The organism is Vreelandella titanicae BH1 (assembly GCF_000336575.1).
GTDB classification, from domain to species: Bacteria; Pseudomonadota; Gammaproteobacteria; order Pseudomonadales; family Halomonadaceae; genus Vreelandella; species Vreelandella titanicae.
On record NZ_AOPO01000001.1, the window covers coordinates 23425 to 38600 of the forward strand.

14 protein-coding genes are annotated in these 15176 nt (G+C 56.1%); all 14 read left to right on the forward strand.

The window, feature by feature from the left end:
• The first annotated feature begins 72 nt into the window (after positions 1-72).
• The 14 genes from dctP (at position 73) to HALTITAN_RS00125 (ending at position 15175) form a co-directional block, all read left to right on the forward strand.
• A complete protein-coding gene (gene dctP, locus HALTITAN_RS00060) occupies positions 73-1068 on the forward strand; it encodes a TRAP transporter substrate-binding protein DctP (protein WP_009285859.1) in 996 nt (331 codons plus the stop codon).
• A gap of 100 nt (positions 1069-1168) precedes the next feature.
• A complete protein-coding gene (locus HALTITAN_RS00065; RefSeq protein WP_027957005.1) occupies positions 1169-1690 on the forward strand; it encodes a TRAP transporter small permease subunit in 522 nt (173 codons plus the stop codon).
• A gap of 2 nt (positions 1691-1692) precedes the next feature.
• Positions 1693-3027 carry a TRAP transporter large permease gene (locus HALTITAN_RS00070; RefSeq protein WP_009285860.1) on the forward strand — a complete coding sequence of 445 codons (1335 nt, stop codon included), beginning with the start codon at positions 1693-1695 and terminating at the stop codon, positions 3025-3027.
• A gap of 11 nt (positions 3028-3038) precedes the next feature.
• Complete coding sequence (locus tag HALTITAN_RS00075) at positions 3039-4430, forward strand: malonyl-CoA decarboxylase (RefSeq protein WP_009285861.1); 1392 nt, start codon at positions 3039-3041, stop codon at positions 4428-4430.
• Positions 4427-5965 (forward strand): malonate--CoA ligase, encoded by a 1539-nt coding sequence (locus HALTITAN_RS00080; protein ID WP_009285862.1) that lies wholly within the window; start codon positions 4427-4429, stop codon positions 5963-5965. Before HALTITAN_RS00075 ends, HALTITAN_RS00080 begins: the two co-directional genes overlap by 4 nt.
• Positions 5966-6123: 158 nt before the next feature.
• The gene (locus HALTITAN_RS00085; protein ID WP_230803468.1) at positions 6124-6582 is read left to right on the forward strand and encodes a DUF2170 family protein; all 459 of its coding nucleotides are present in this window, start codon (positions 6124-6126) and stop codon (positions 6580-6582) included.
• Between the two features lie 107 nt (positions 6583-6689).
• Positions 6690-7385, forward strand: coding sequence for a PspA/IM30 family protein (locus tag HALTITAN_RS00090; protein WP_009285863.1), 696 nt, complete (start codon positions 6690-6692; stop codon positions 7383-7385).
• A gap of 45 nt (positions 7386-7430) precedes the next feature.
• Positions 7431-8153: a DUF2491 family protein gene (locus HALTITAN_RS00095; RefSeq protein WP_009285864.1), complete on the forward strand. Its 723-nt coding sequence runs from the start codon at positions 7431-7433 to the stop codon at positions 8151-8153.
• Positions 8154-8196: 43 nt separating this feature from the next.
• Positions 8197-8610 (forward strand): DUF350 domain-containing protein, encoded by a 414-nt coding sequence (locus HALTITAN_RS00100; RefSeq protein WP_022521852.1) that lies wholly within the window; start codon positions 8197-8199, stop codon positions 8608-8610.
• 26 nt (positions 8611-8636) lie between these two features.
• Entirely contained in the window at positions 8637-9260 is a 624-nt protein-coding gene (locus tag HALTITAN_RS00105; protein ID WP_027957008.1) for a DUF1190 domain-containing protein, read from the forward strand.
• A gap of 19 nt (positions 9261-9279) precedes the next feature.
• Positions 9280-10446, forward strand: coding sequence for a glutathionylspermidine synthase family protein (locus HALTITAN_RS00110; RefSeq protein ID WP_039857276.1), 1167 nt, complete (start codon positions 9280-9282; stop codon positions 10444-10446).
• A gap of 167 nt (positions 10447-10613) precedes the next feature.
• A complete protein-coding gene (locus HALTITAN_RS00115; protein WP_039857278.1) occupies positions 10614-12656 on the forward strand; it encodes a methyl-accepting chemotaxis protein in 2043 nt (680 codons plus the stop codon).
• A gap of 12 nt (positions 12657-12668) precedes the next feature.
• Positions 12669-13736 (forward strand): chemotaxis-specific protein-glutamate methyltransferase CheB, encoded by a 1068-nt coding sequence (gene cheB / locus HALTITAN_RS00120; protein WP_009285866.1) that lies wholly within the window; start codon positions 12669-12671, stop codon positions 13734-13736.
• Positions 13733-15175, forward strand: coding sequence for a CheR family methyltransferase (locus HALTITAN_RS00125; RefSeq protein WP_009285867.1), 1443 nt, complete (start codon positions 13733-13735; stop codon positions 15173-15175). Before cheB ends, HALTITAN_RS00125 begins: the two co-directional genes overlap by 4 nt.
• Position 15176: the final 1 nt, after the last annotated feature.

Sequence of the window (15176 nt, forward strand, 5' to 3'; positions counted from 1 at the left end):
ATATATATCAGCTCGACTGATAGATACATATAGCCCATCCAAACACACAACAACAACTGTTGGAGACGCCTCATGCAACGCTATTTGATCTCAACTGCTGCCGCTCTCGGTCTCGCCATTGCCGCTTCCCACGCCTCAGCCGATACCGTGCTACGCGCGTCGCATCAATTCCCCGGGGGGCAGGGAGACGTTCGCGACGAAATGGTGCAAATGATGGCCCGCAAAGTAGCCGATGCGGATGTAGGGCTGACCATAGAAGTTTATCCGGGCCAATCGCTGTTCAAAGCGCGTGAACAGTGGGGCGCTATCGCTCGTGGTCGCCTCGATATCACCTCTCTACCGCTGGACTACGCTAGTGGTCGGCATCCGGAATTTTCGGCTACGTTGATGCCGGGCTTAGTGCGTAATCAGGCACATGCCCAACGCCTGAATGACTCTGAATATATGGACATGATTAAAGAAGTCATTCGCGAAGGCGGCGCTCGAGTACTTGCAGATGCCTGGTTATCCGGTGGCTTTGCATCTAGCGAACAGTGCGTTACCTCCCCGGATACCGTCGAGGGCCAAAATTTCCGTGCTGCCGGACCTGCATTTGAACAAATGCTTGAGGCCGCTGGCGCCTCCATTGCCTCCATGCCCTCTTCCGAGGTGTATACCGCCATGCAAACAGGTGTGCTGGATGCCGCCAATACCTCGTCGATGTCGTTTATCTCTTTCCGGCTTTATGAACAGGTTGAATGCTTGACCGAGCCGGGTGACTTCGCGCTCTGGTACATGTACGAACCCATTCTTATTTCTGAGCAGGTATGGCAAGAGCTTAACGAGGAACAGCAAGCAGCGCTGATAGAAGCCGGTGAAGCCGCAGAAGCCTTCTTTGCTGAAGAGGCCGCCGCCATTGATCAGGAAATGGTCGATCTTTACGAGGAGAACGGCGTTGAGGTGGTCAGCATGAGCGAAGACGACTACAACGCCTGGCTCGATATCGCCAAGGAAACCTCCTACAAAAACTTTGCCGACAATGTTCCCAATGGCCAGGCCATTATCGATGCAGCGCTGGCCGTCGAGTAAGCAACCCATAAACGCCTAACGGCTCGGCTGCCCTTCGGGGTGGCCGTTTTCAACTGATGCTTGCTTAGCTTGGCGAAATAACCAGCTTGACGAGGGAAATATGGCACCTGCAACGACTCACAATGCCCTGGCGCGTGGGGGCATCATCGGCGGCTACATTCGCGTCATGGATAAGCTTTCGCGGCTTTCCGCCTATTTAGCCTGCGCCATGTTTATCGCTGGCGTATTAGTGATTTGCCAGATGGTATTTATTCGTTACTTGCTTGGAATGAGCACCAGTTGGCAGACCGAATTCACCATCTTTTCAGTAACGGCAGCGATGTTGATGGGTAGCCCTTATGTACTGATGACCGGCGGGCACGTGGCTATCACTATTGTGCCCGATGCGCTGGGTGGTATTACCCGCACCATCATGCGTTTGATCGCTTCGCTGTTTGGATTAGGTTTCTGTGCCGCCCTGGCGTATGCCAGCTGGGTCTATGTTTTTGAGGCACTTCACGGTGAGTGGACGACGGGTTCCGTCTGGAATCCACCGCTGTGGCCCGCCCTGCTGCCCATGGCCGTCGGCGCCACCCTGCTGTCGCTGCAATATGTAGCTGAAATTCTGCGTGGGGAGAGCTAAGCATGGATCCCATTACCTTAGGCATTATTGTCGCCATCGCGCTGATTGCGCTGATGGCCATTGGCACCCCTATCGCTTTCGCCCTGGGCGGTGTATCACTGCTGGCGCTGATCTACGACCGTGGTCTTGCTGAGCTCACCTACTTCGGGGAAACCTTTTTTGACCGCATCGCCGAGTTTGGTTTTGTCGCCATTCCGATGTTTATTCTGATGGGCGCCGCGGTGGCCTCCTCCCCCACCGGGCGCGATCTGTATCGCTCGCTGGATCTATGGATGGGCAAGCTGCCCGGCGGCTTGGCGGTTTCCAATATCGGCGCCTGCTCTATCTTTGCTGCGCTCTCGGGATCGTCACCAGCCACCTGTGCGGCAATTGGTAAAATGGGCATTCCCGAAATGCGCATGCGCGGCTACCCGGATGGCGTGGCGGCGGGCTGTATTGCCGCGGGTGGCACCCTGGGCATCCTGATTCCGCCGTCGGTCACCATGATTATCTACGGCATCTCCACCGAAACCTCTATTGGTCGACTGTTTATTGCCGGGGTGGTGCCAGGCTTTATGCTTGCAGGCCTGTTTATGATCTGGACGATGATCGCCTGTAAGATGGCCGGTGGCTATAACAACCCGATGGCGGAGTCCGTCGAACGGCTAAAGCAGAACGTTAAGCAGAATGTTGATACCAACCTGAAAGCGCTAGTGCGTGTTCTGCCTTTCCTGGGCGTGGTCGCGGGTATCCTGTTTGCCTTGTACGGCGGGGTGGCAACACCGTCAGAGGCGGCGGGAGTGGGTGCATTTCTGTGTTTGGCGCTGGCTATTTTGATCTACCGCATGTGGCAGTTGGGCCCAATAAAACTGATTATGCGCGACTCGCTGCGCGAAAGCGTGATGATCATGCTGGTGATCGCCACCGCCGAAGTGTTCGCCTATGCGCTCTCCTCGATGTTTATCACCCAAACCGTCGCCGCCGCGATTGCTGATCTGGAGATCAACCGCTGGGCGCTGATGGGGGTGATTAACCTCTTCCTGCTGGTGGCCGGTTTCTTCCTACCCCCCGTGGCCGTGATCGTGATGACCGCGCCCATTCTGTTACCTATCATCCTGGCGGCTAATTTCGACCCCTACTGGTTTGCGGTGATTTTGACCATCAACCTGGAGATCGGTCTGATCACACCGCCAGTGGGTCTCAATTTGTTCATTATTAAAGGTATCGCACCGGATATTTCGCTGCGCGACATTCTGATGGGAAGCTTGCCCTACGCGCTATGTATGGTGCTGGGTATCTTGCTGCTGTGTCTCTTCCCAGGCATCGCGCTTTGGCTACCTAACTTGATCATGGGTTAAGGAGTTCGACCATGAACATGCTGTTTTTGCAGGAGCTGTTCAACAACATCACCCAGCGTGATGCGCTGTTGCGGCGGCGCCATCCCGAGACTTTAACGCCCGACCATGGGCAGTTGGTTAACGCCTGCCACAAGCTGTTGGAAAGCGATGGCGAAGCCTCCAGCATCGCGCTGGCAAGCCGCGCCTTGGCGATTTATCAGCGCCTTTCGGCAGCTGAAAAAAGCAGCTTTTTTGCCCGTCTAACGGCTGACTTTGCGGCCGAGCCCGGCCCCATTGACGCGGCCTATCTGGCGTATCAAGAGGTGCGCGACAACCAATCGCTACAGCGCCTGTTTGAAGCCTGCGAGCCCCGGCGCCAAGAGCTTTTTCGGCGTTTAAACCTGGCCAGCGACGGCACCTATGAGCTGGTTAAAATGCGTGAAGACCTGCTGGGGCTACTACGCGAACAGCCGGAATTAGCGCCCATCGACGACGATTTCGCCCATCTGTTCGGCTCCTGGTTCAACCGCGGTTTTTTGATGCTCAAGCGCATTGACTGGAACACTCCCGCTTCGATTCTAGAGAAGATCATCCGCTACGAAGCGGTACACGAAATACAGGATTGGGATGATCTGCGCCGGCGCCTGGATGCCCGCGATCGCCGCTGTTTCGCCTTCTTCCACCCCGCCATTGGCGACGAGCCGCTGATCTTTGTGGAAGTGGCCCTCCACAAGGGCTTGCCAAGCCGTATACAGCCCATCTTGTCGGGGGAAAGTTCTGGAGAGGGTTCTGGAGAGAGTCGTCATACTAAAAAAGCCATCGATGAGCCCGAGGATGCCGATACTGCGGCATTCTTTGGTATCAGCAACTGCCAGACCGGCCTGCGCGGCATCTCCTTCGGTAATTTTTTGATCAAGCAGGTGGTGCAAGAGCTCTCCCAGGAGCTGCCGCAGCTTAAATACTTCGTCACCCTCTCGCCGGTGCCTGGCTTCGCCCAGTGGCTGCAGGAGCAGCGTGAGGATGAGCAGCTTCCCTCGTCGCTGCGTAAATCACTCAAAGGGCTTGAAACCCCAGGATGGCATCAGGACAAAGCGTTTGAAGAGCAGCTTAAAGCCGCGATTCGCCCACTGGCCGCCCGTTACTTGGTCGAAGAGAAGAACCGCCACGGCCTGCCGCTCAACCCGGTGGCCCGCTTTCACCTCGGCAACGGCGCTGAACTCCACCGTATTAATTGGTTGGGCGATATCTCCGAGAAGGGCTTTAAACAAGCCGCAGGACTGATGGTTAACTATCTGTATGTGCTGGACGATATCGAGCGCAATCACGAAAACTATACCGCCAAGGCGACCGTTGCTTGCTCGAATGAGGTGCGCGACCTCGCCAAACGCGCTCGCAAGCTGGCCAAAGGAGAGACCACCAAATGAGCCACAACCTATTTGAAACCTTTGCTGCCAAAATGCGCGAGCGCGCAGAGGCCGATTTTATTACTACCCGCGATGGCCGCCGCTATCGCTACGCCGATGCGCTGACCATCAGTGCGCAGCTTGCCGGCGCACTAACCGAGCTAGGCGTTAAGCAAGGCGACCGCGTTGCCGTGCAGGTGGATAAAAGTCCTGAGGCGATACTGCTTTACCTGGCCTGCCTGCGCATCGGCGGCGTCTATTTGCCCCTCAATACGGGCTATACCGGCGATGAGATTCGCTACTTTTTAAATGACGCCGAGCCCGCGCTGTTCGTTTGTCGCCCCAAGATAGAAGAGCAAGCACTGTCGCTTGCTGCTGAAACCGGCTGTCCGGCGGTGGTCACCCTGGGCGGCGCCGCCGATGGTAGCCTGATGGAAACCGCCCAAGCGGCAGTACCAAGAGAAGACATCGTGGCACTTGGCGAACGCGACCTGGCCGCGATTCTCTATACCTCAGGCACCACTGGGCGCTCCAAAGGCGCCATGCTAACGCACAAAAACCTCGCCTCTAACGCCAAGACCCTGGCCAAAGCGTGGCACTTCAGCGCTGATGACCGGCTGATTCATGCGCTGCCGATCTTCCACACCCACGGCTTATTCGTCGCCTGCAACGTCACTTTGATGGCGGGCGCCAGCATGCTCTTCCTGCCTAAGTTCGATGCCGATGTCATTTTTGAAGAGTTGCCCCGTGGCACTGTGATGATGGGCGTTCCTACCTTCTATACGCGCTTGGTTCAGGACGAACGACTGACCCCAGAAGCTACCGCCAACATGCGGCTGTTCGTTTCCGGCTCCGCTCCGCTCACCGCCGAGACCCACGAGGCATTTGAAGCCAAAACGGGGCATGCGATTCTTGAGCGCTACGGCATGACTGAAACCAATATGAACCTCTCCAACCCCTATGACGGTGCCCGCCGAGCAGGCACTGTGGGCATGCCACTACCCGGTGTGGAGATGCGCATTACCAACCGAGAAACTGGCGCGGAGGTGCCGTTTGGTGAGATTGGCATGCTGCAGATTCGCGGCCCGAATGTCTTTATCGGCTACTGGCGAATGCCCGAAAAGACCCGCGAAGAGCTGTTAGACGACGGCTTTTTTATTACCGGCGATCTCGCCATGGTCGACGAGCAGGGCTATGTGCATATTGTTGGCCGTGACAAGGATCTGGTGATTTCCGGCGGCTACAACGTTTACCCCAAAGAGGTGGAGCAGGTGATCGACGAGCTTGATCAAGTCGCCGAATCCGCAGTGATCGGTCTACCGCACCCTGACTTTGGCGAGGGCGTTACCGCAGTGGTGGTTCGCCAGCAAGGCGCTGATCTTGGAGAAAACCAGCTTGAAGAGGAGAAAGTAATCACCCATTTAGATGGTCGGCTAGCTAAGTATAAGCAGCCCAAGCGGGTCTTCTTTGTCGATGAACTGCCGCGCAATACGATGGGCAAAGTACAGAAAAATGAACTGCGCAAACGGTTCAACGACACCTACCAAACGCCTTAGTCGCCATTCCTAAGCGTTACCCACCCCTAAATGTTTGCCCCAACTCTTTCACCTGACACGATAAGGGAAAGAGGCGGGGCGTTTTTTTGCGAAAAGGAACCATTTGCTCTACTAAATGTTAAGGTAAGGTCACTTAACGAACGATGGAGCAGATCGCCTTGACTACGCCTACCGTTACCAACGGCATCACCGCCAGCGAGCTATATAAATTAGTCCGCCAGCCGGCATCCAACAACGCTACAGAGGCCCCCCTTGAGTGGCCCGAGGGCACGATCAGCCTGGATGAGACGAATCAGACCCTGATCTGGGAGCTTAACGACTACGGCAACTTGCCGATTACCCTCTCGCGCAGCGAAAATGAGTGGGTCGCCATGGCGCCCATTGTGGCCGTTGATAGCGTCAACAATACCGCTGAACTCAACGAAGTGCTGTTGCGCCAGGGCATTTCGTTACCGCTGGCTTCCGTGGGCATTGTCGAAATCGACGGTCACGACTTTTATGTGGCTTACGGACAGCTGTTTGGCGACTCAAAGCTTGAATCGATTTGTGCCGAGCTACACGCCACGGCCAGCGCGGCCATGGACGTCGCCGAACTGATTCAAACGCACTTTGCCTAAGCCTAACAGGGGTTATCGAAAACAGAGTTAATCGGTCATCGCCACTGACATGCACACTGAAACAGTGGCGCTTTATTTAAAGATATTCTTAAAGAAGAGACACTTATATGTTAAGCAAAATTATGACTGCCCTGCGTGGCAAAGCGAATGAAACCGGTCAAGCCGTGGTGGATTCCCAAGCACTGCGCATTTTAGACCAGGAAATCCGCGACTCGGAAAATCACCTGAGCCAATCTAAAACCGAACTCACCCGCCTGATGGGCCAGCGCCAGCTAAACAGCAATAAAGCTGACGCCCTGGAAAGCAAAATCGCCGAACTGGAAAAAAGCGCTGAGGCCGCGCTGGATAAAGGTGAAGAAGCGCTAGCCGTGGAAGTGGCTGAACGCATGGTGGCGCTGCAGGATGACCTGGAAGCGGAGCGCGCTATTGTCAGCGAGTACGACGCCAGCATCGAAAAACTACGCGGCGCGATTCGCGGCACCGACAATCAGCTTCGCCAACTCAAGCAGCAGGTGAGCGTCGTTAAGGCGACTGAGTCAGCACAAAAAGCCCAATCTGCCGTCGCGGCTCGCCACTCAGGCCAGAACAGCGCCATGAGCAGCGCCATGGAGTCACTGGAGCGCATCAAAGAGCGCCAGCAGCTTAATTCAGCGCAAATGCAAGCCGCTGACGACATGGCCGCAGAAGAGAGCGGCAGCTCGCTTGAAGCACGCCTGAAAGCAGCCGGGGTGGGTGGCCAGAATCGCAAAGCAGACGACGTGTTAGCGCGCCTGAAAGCGAAGAAAAACGCCGCACAGGAATAAGCGTTAAGAGCAAATCAGCGTTTAAATTTATTAGGGAGCCAGGCCATGTTTAACACCCTCAAGGCACTTTTTCGCGCTACTACGGAGAAGCCACCCGAGCCTAACGAAGGCCGCCCGGTGGCCGCTGGCCTGCCTATGAGTATCAGCCAGGAAGACCTTGAGGGCCTACGCCTGGATGGGCGCGTCAATATTAAGCTGATCGGCCTGCGCGCCCACCCCGATGCACTGTTTCGCTGGAACGACGATGCCTACCATCATATAGCTGCCGTGGGGCACGTCGATATTGGCCAAGGAGCGTACCTGGTGCGCTTCTATCTGGATAACGACACCTGGCTGCAGGCCAATATTGAGAACGGTCAGGTGCTTGAATATAAGCTGTTCGACTTTTACCGTGTTGCCCATCTCTCGGATGTCGAATTTGATCATTTGATAAACGGTGAAGATAAACAGCCCGACAGCATCGGCGCCCAAACCATCGCGCTCACCTCAACCACTGAGGAGGCGCGCAGTTGCACCTATCAGCGAGTGTGGGGGAATGGTGACAGCCTGTGGTCGCCGCCGGTGGTTTTCGAAGAGCAGGTAATGACCACCGAGAGCGTGTCGGCGCGCCATGTGACCCACCATGCCATGCTCTATGAGCGTACCATCGAAGGCGCTGAGCGTATGGAGTACTTACTGCTGAGCGCAGAAAGCGATGGCGAAGGCAGCTTTATGGCGGTGCACAACGTGGGGGTAGATGTGGCCTCCGTCGATATCGACGCTGTTTGACCCGCAAGTCTATTTTTAAGCTACTGAAAAGGAAGCAACCACCATGGTGAATTACCTCTACGGCCTGCCATCATTTATCGCCTATCTAGTCACGGCGATTATCCTGCTCGCCGCCTTTATGTACTGCTACAGCCGGATTACCCCGCACCACGAGTGGACGCTGATTCGCGAAGGTAATGCGGCCGCTGCTTCTGCCTATGGCGGCTCCATTTTAGGCTTCACCATTCCGCTGTACAGTGCGATGGCAAACTCCATTAGCTTCATCGATTTTGTGCTCTGGGGCATTGTCGCCTTTATCGTTCAACTGGCCACCTTCTTTGGCGTTAAGTTGTTTCTGCGCAAGCAGGGTGAAAGCCTGTCCCAGCACATTACCGAAGGCCACCAGGCCTACGGCATTTTGATGGCCAGCGTGGCCGTGGCAGTCGGCTTACTCAACGCCGCTTCGATGACTTGGTAACGACGACGTGGTAAAGGAGAGCCTGCATGTCAAAACACGATAGTACCCCTCATTTGCCGCGCCGCAAGCGCAGCGGGCGCTTGTCACTGGCGATGATGGGCGCCAGCGCCTTTGGTCTTACCGCCTGTGGTCAACCGCCCCAGGAAGAGCAAATCACCGATATAGAATTCGACCAGCCGCGCAGCTTTCAAAGCGTTGAAGATTGCGTTGCGGAGAATGTCTATACCCGTAGCGCCTGCGAAGATGCTTACGAAGCCTCATTAAAAGAGGTGCCGCGCTATAGCACCCTGGAGGAGTGCGAAGCGGAGAATGGTGAAGGCGCTTGTACCGCGCCGACCGAAGAGCAGTCTCAAGCGGCTACGGGTAGCACCGGCGGCAGCTGGTTCATGCCTGCCATGATGGGTTATATGGTCGGCAGCATGATGTCCAACACCAATCGTGGACGCTCCTTCGAGCGGGTGTATCAGGAGCCGGTGTACCGCAATCGCCAGAACCAGGGCAACTGGAACACGGCCTCTAGCCAGGCGACTCAGCGCGTCACTCAGCGTAACGATGCCATGCGTAGCTCAGTGGCTCAGAACCGCCAAGCCGCGTCTCAGCGCCGAGGCTTTGGCTCACGCTCTTCTGCCCGCGGCGGCTGGGGCTCATAACCCCCAGGCAAACATTACTATGCTGCGAATCGATATCCCTGAAAGGAAAGAGTGGAAAGCCCTGGCCCACGAGCTGGGCTTTCATTTTCATACCATCGACGGGGAGCCTTACTGGAAAGAGGATGCCTACTACCAGTTCAGCCTAGAGCAGGTAGAGCGAGATATCGAAGCGCCTACCGAGGAAGTGCATGAGATGTGCATGGAGCTGGTGGACAAGGTTTGCCACTCCAATGCGCTTATGCAGCGTCTGGCGTTGCCTGAACACATGTGGGACAGCATCCATAATTCCTGGAAGTCGGGCCAACCGCACCTCTACGGACGAATGGATTTTGCCTATTCAGGCGATGGCCCGGCGAAACTGCTGGAGCTCAACTACGACACCCCTACCTCGCTCTACGAAGCGGGCTTTTTTCAGTGGGTGTGGCTTGAGCAAGCCATCCAGCAAGGCATCCTGCCGCGCCATGCGGATCAGTACAACTCTATTCAAGAGCGCCTGATCAATGCCATGGCGCACCTTGGCGATCGCATTGAAGCGCGTACACTCTATTTCTCCTGCATCAAAGATAATGCTGAAGAGCGCGCCACCGTGCACTACCTGCAGGATGTGGCGGTGCAGGCGGGGCTCAAGGCGCCTTTTATCTACACCGAGGATATTGGCCTACAAACCGGGGCAGAGCACTTTGTTGACCTTGATGACCAGCCTATCCACGCCCTGTTCAAACTCTACCCCTGGGAAGAGATGGCCGACGATGCGTTTGGCGAATATATCCCACAGCTAAACACCCACTGGTTTGAGCCGCCCTGGAAAGCCATTCTCTCCAACAAGGGGATTCTGCCCCTTTTATGGGAACACTTTAAAGGCCACCCCAATCTACTACCGGCGTTTTTTGAGGATGCCAATAGCCCACCACTGCCTGCGGGCTGGGTGCGTAAACCGTTCTTCTCCCGGGAAGGCAGCAATGTGGAGCTAATCACTCCAACTGGCCAGCGGGAGGCCGTGGACGGCCCCTATACCGACAGCCCATGGATTCGGCAGGCTTACCACCCGATGCCGCGCTTTGGTAATAACCACGCCTTAATTGGCAGTTGGGTAGTGGGCGACCGCGCCTGCGGCATGGGCATTCGTGAAGACGTTGGTCGCATCACCAAAGACTCCTCCTGCTTTGTGCCCCACGCGATCGTGTAAGCGCAAGTACCAAAATACACTTATTACAGGCTAGCCAGTCCTCACAAAAAAAGCTGAAATCGTTGCCACTACCCTAAGTAGAGTGGTAAGTATCACTCTACTTCTAACCCTGAGCGCTATTGAGCAGCGTCGTTAGGGCCACCGTCTACTTTGGAGCAACGGCGAACATGATGGCGCGCTGGAAATCCCTACCTTTACGGCTTCGTCTATTTCTCTCTTTTGGGACAGTCTTAGCATTCGCGATGCTTTTGGCGCTCTATCTTCAAGCGCGTTCACACAGCCAAGCGCGGCTGGATAACCTGCTTAATCAAGAGCTACCGGCACAGGTCAAAGGGCTGGCAGCGCATATAAACCTCAGCCTTAGCCAGGATCTTGCCATTTCCGAAAGCTTGGCCAATAGCTACTTTATTGAGCAGTGGGTTCGCGAAGGCCTACCGGAAGAGCGACAAAACGACATTGCGGCGTATCTAGCGCGTCTTATGGAGCAGTTAGACACCGAGCTGCTGTTTATCGCCGCTCAACACCAGGGTCGGGGCTACTATTTCCAGCTGCGCAACGGTGAATTTCTGCAGCGCATTATCCAGCCCCCCGGCAGCGAAGATGACTGGTACTACCACTTTACTGACAGCGACAACGCTTACGAGCTAAATTTAGATAGCGACACCTTCTCACCCGACGATGCCTTTGTGTACGTCAATTATCGCAGCACGGTAAATGCCGCCAACGGTCGACCGCTGGTCGTGGCCGGTGCGGGGCTTGATCTCTCCCAAATGGCCAGTTTGATTGATGACTTTCGCTTAGGCGGTAGCGGACACGCTTCGCTGCTCAGCGCCGAGGGTGAGCTGCTTGTTCGCAGCGGCGAAGCCAATCGTAGTGATGAATCAGCTCCTACTGTCGCAACAGCCACCGAGGCCTTACCAGAGCAAGCGTCGCAGCGTTTGCTGCAAAACGAGCAGCTACAGGTGCATGAAGCGACCCGTGACGGTCAAGAAGTGTTGGTCAGCACGATCTGGCTCCCCGAGCTGCAGCGCTACCTAATGGTGGAAGTCGATAAAAAGGCGTACCTGGCGTCCACCCACGAGCGCTTCCTGGAGTCCAGCGGTATAGGGCTGCTCATTCTGCTCGTTGGGCTGCTGGTACTCTACCCGCTGACTGGCAGCCTCATCCGCCCGCTGATTGATTTCCAGCGCCAGTTGAAAGACATCACCTACAGCCTGGATCTTTCGCGGCGGGTCAGCACCGATGACAAAGCCGAACTTGGCGACTTAGCCAACCAAACCAACGAGCTCCTTGAGCGCCTCTCCCGCGCTATTGCGGCAGTGGCCAAAAACGCTCAGGCACTAACGCAAGTCGCTGACCGGCTGGCGAAAACCGCCGGGCTTTCCGGTGTGCACGGTAGCGATATCGATCATGAAGCAAGCCAAACCATGGCCGCAGCGGTCGAGGAAATGGCCTCTTCGGTAGCGGAAATAACTTCCACCATGGAAGAACTCTCTACCTCATCAACCCAAATTGCCGATCACTCTCAGTCGGTGGTCGACGTTGCCAATCAGACGCTGGAGCGCAGCCGGAAAGGCAGTTCGGCCATGCAGCTGCTACAGTCAAAAATGCAGGATATCCGTAGCGACAGCGAACAGAGCCTGACAGAGATCATGACACTGGGGGCGAAATCCAAACAGATCAACAAGGTTATGGAGCTGATCAACACCCTGGCCGCTCAGACCAAGCTGATCGCTTTTAATGCCGCCTTGGAAGCTTCAAGCGCAGGGGAATCGGGCCGCCGCTTTTCGGTTGTCGCCAGTGAGATACGCCGCTTGGCTGACAGCGTGACCGACTCAACCCAAGAGATTGAAGCGCATACCGATGATATTCAGACGGCGATTAATCGCTTGGTGGTGGCCTCTGAAAAAGGTGCCTCCTCAATCGAGCAGGGCGTTGAGGCAAGCATGAGTACCGCCCAGGATCTGGAGGCGCTGCTCAAGGCAGCGAGTCAAACCAGCAGCGCGGCCCAGCAGATATCGCTCTCCACACAGCAGCAAAAAACCGCCAGCAGCCAGGTGGTGATGGCCCTACGCGATATCGATACGGCCAGTTCTCGCAACGCACACTCAGTGCGCAGTATTACCGATATTAGCCAGGACATGATCCATATGTCGGCTGAGCTTAACGCGCTGGTGCAGGAGTTCACCCTAACAAATAAAAATCGCTGATAAGGATACCGGATGAGTGTAATTCGGGTAGTCATTGCCGACGACAGCCAAGTAGCCCGCGACGTGCTACGCGATATCCTCAGCCGGGACGATGATATTGAGATCGTGGGGGAAGCCGCGAATGGCCGCGAAGCGGTGGAGCTGGCCAAGCGCCTTGCGCCGCATCTGATCACCATGGATCTCAACATGCCGGTGATGGACGGCTTGACCGCGATCGAAGAGATCATGTACAGCAAAGGGGTGCCCATTCTGGTAGTTAGTGACCGCTCCGATGCGCAAACCGCCTATCAAGCCCTTGAGGTAGGCGCGTTGGAGGTCATGCCTAAACCCACTCTGGAAGGAGCCGATGCCGAACGCTTGCTGGAGCGTGTACGCCTGCTTTCCGGTGTGGCGGTCATCACTCGTCTACGTCGACGCGGCTTAGCACCCACCCCCTCTCCTCCAATAGCGACATTTGCTGTAACGCCACGGGGGGTGCCGCGTAACTTCCAGCACGTGGTCGCGATCGCCTGCTCAACCGGTGGCCCGCAAGCTTTAGTGCGGGTGCTGCGGAGGCTACCCAGCGGGTTTCCAGCCCCCATTGTGATCGCCCAGCACATCAGTCATGGATTTATTGATGGCATGGCGCAATGGCTGGCATCCCTTTGCACTATGCCGGTTAGCGTGGGCCAAGAGGGCGAACGGCTACGCCCTGGACATATTTACCTATCACCTTCCGAGCGTGATTTATGCGTATCCTCCCGCCACCGCTTCCAGCTTCAACCCAGTCCTGAATGCTCCCTGTACCACCCCTGTTGCGATGTGCTGCTGCACAGTGTCGCGGAGGTCTACGGCAGCGATGCGATTGGTATTATTTTGACCGGCATGGGCCGCGATGGAGTAAATGGCATGCGGGCGATACATCGCGCAGGCGGAACCACCTTCGCGCAAGATGAAGCCAGCTCGGTGATTTATGGCATGAATCAAGAAGCCGTCAAAGCAGGCGTCATACAGTATGAATTACCGCTCGACAGCCTTCCGGATCGGCTGCTACGCGATGTCCATGGCTGCATGGATAGCCGACCGGAGCCTCTGGCATGAGTGCGTTTGCTCCCTTCAAAGCTCTGGTGCATCAACGCTGCGGTTTACACCTAGATGGCTTGGCCGAAGCCCGGCTATTCCGAGCAGTAGCCAGCTTACAGGCCTCCACGGGGCTAACCGACATCACTCAGCTCCTCACGCAATTAAGCTGTGACACGGCGCTATTCGATCAATTTGTCAGCCAGTTAACGGTCAACGAAACCTATTTTTTTCGCGAACCTGACGCCCTGGACTGGCTGGTCAACACCTATTTACCGCAACGCCTAACGACAGAGCAGCCGCCGCTCTCTATCTTCAGCGCGGGCTGCTCTTCCGGTGAGGAGCCCTATAGCGTAGCGATGATGCTGTTTGAGCGCTTTGGCGAGCGGGCCAAAGCGCTGTTTACTCTTACCGGCGGCGACCTGGATCACCAAGTTCTCGCCAAGGCACGCCAGGCAGTTTATGGCGGCATGGCGTTTCGCGCCCTCTCCCCCGCCTTCAAAAAGCGTTACTTCAGCCCCCACAAGGGGCGCTACAAGCTTCACGAACCGCTGCGCCAATGGGTAACCTTTCGGCCGTTTAACCTGTTAAACGCCAACGAAGACAGCCCCGTCGGCCCCTTTGATGTAATTCTGTTTCGCAATGTCTCGATCTACTTTGACCAGCAGACGCGGCGCCATATCCATCAGCAACTTAGCCAGTTGCTGGCCCCCAATGGCATTTTACTCTGCGGCGTCACCGAAACCCTGGGTAACGATCTCGGCGTGTTTGAATTGACCGAAGCTCAGGGCGTATTTTACTTTCGCCATGCAGAGCAACCCGCGATAGTGCCAGAGACGCCCCTTCAGCCCTCATTACTTGCGATGGACAACATGGCTGAAGACAGTATTACTGAAGACAGTCTTAGCGTTGCTGAGAGCGCAAATAAACAGCTAGCGTTAGACAACTGCACTGATGTGACACCCCAGGCGCCACGTCAGCATGCAACGGAAAAAGAGCCAACGGACAGCATTAGCCACCAACTGCACACCGCCCATCGGTTGCTTAACCAAAATGCGTTTGACGACGCCGCTACGCTGCTTGAGGTGCTGCTTAAGCAACAGCCGTGGTCGATCGATGCGCTGGTGCTGGCCGGGTTGGTCGCCCGCTGGCAGCAGCGGCCCCAGCTCGCCTACGAGCATTTTAAGCGGGCCATTTACGTCGCCCCGGAGTGTTGGCCGGCCCATTTCTACTTAGCTGAACTTTATCGCCAAGGCGAACTGGCCGACAAGCCATTACAGCGCAAGCAGCGCTATGCTGCGGTGGTTCGTTTGCTGACCACTGCGCCCACCTCTGATGGAGGGCTAGACACCATCACCCCACCACTACCGCCAGGCGATGCGCGCTTTCTAGCCGAACGTTATTTAGACGCGGTGAACCTAACACTGGCATCAACCAGTACCACCCAGGGAGTGGGTTAAT

Excerpts from the sequence above, each read along its gene's own strand:
- HALTITAN_RS00075 (WP_009285861.1), top strand. The coding sequence starts at position 3,039 with ATGAACATGCTGTTTTTGCAGGAGCTGTTCAACAACATCACCCAGCGT.
- cheB (WP_009285866.1), top strand. The coding sequence starts at position 12,669 with ATGAGTGTAATTCGGGTAGTCATTGCCGACGACAGCCAAGTAGCCCGC.
- HALTITAN_RS00090 (WP_009285863.1), top strand. The coding sequence starts at position 6,690 with ATGTTAAGCAAAATTATGACTGCCCTGCGTGGCAAAGCGAATGAAACC.
- HALTITAN_RS00070 (WP_009285860.1), top strand. The coding sequence starts at position 1,693 with ATGGATCCCATTACCTTAGGCATTATTGTCGCCATCGCGCTGATTGCG.
- HALTITAN_RS00115 (WP_039857278.1), top strand. The coding sequence starts at position 10,614 with ATGATGGCGCGCTGGAAATCCCTACCTTTACGGCTTCGTCTATTTCTC.
- HALTITAN_RS00125 (WP_009285867.1), top strand. The coding sequence starts at position 13,733 with ATGAGTGCGTTTGCTCCCTTCAAAGCTCTGGTGCATCAACGCTGCGGT.
- dctP (WP_009285859.1), top strand. The coding sequence starts at position 73 with ATGCAACGCTATTTGATCTCAACTGCTGCCGCTCTCGGTCTCGCCATT.
- HALTITAN_RS00110 (WP_039857276.1), top strand. The coding sequence starts at position 9,280 with ATGCTGCGAATCGATATCCCTGAAAGGAAAGAGTGGAAAGCCCTGGCC.
- HALTITAN_RS00095 (WP_009285864.1), top strand. The coding sequence starts at position 7,431 with ATGTTTAACACCCTCAAGGCACTTTTTCGCGCTACTACGGAGAAGCCA.
- HALTITAN_RS00105 (WP_027957008.1), top strand. The coding sequence starts at position 8,637 with ATGTCAAAACACGATAGTACCCCTCATTTGCCGCGCCGCAAGCGCAGC.
- HALTITAN_RS00065 (WP_027957005.1), top strand. The coding sequence starts at position 1,169 with ATGGCACCTGCAACGACTCACAATGCCCTGGCGCGTGGGGGCATCATC.
- HALTITAN_RS00080 (WP_009285862.1), top strand. The coding sequence starts at position 4,427 with ATGAGCCACAACCTATTTGAAACCTTTGCTGCCAAAATGCGCGAGCGC.
- HALTITAN_RS00100 (WP_022521852.1), top strand. The coding sequence starts at position 8,197 with ATGGTGAATTACCTCTACGGCCTGCCATCATTTATCGCCTATCTAGTC.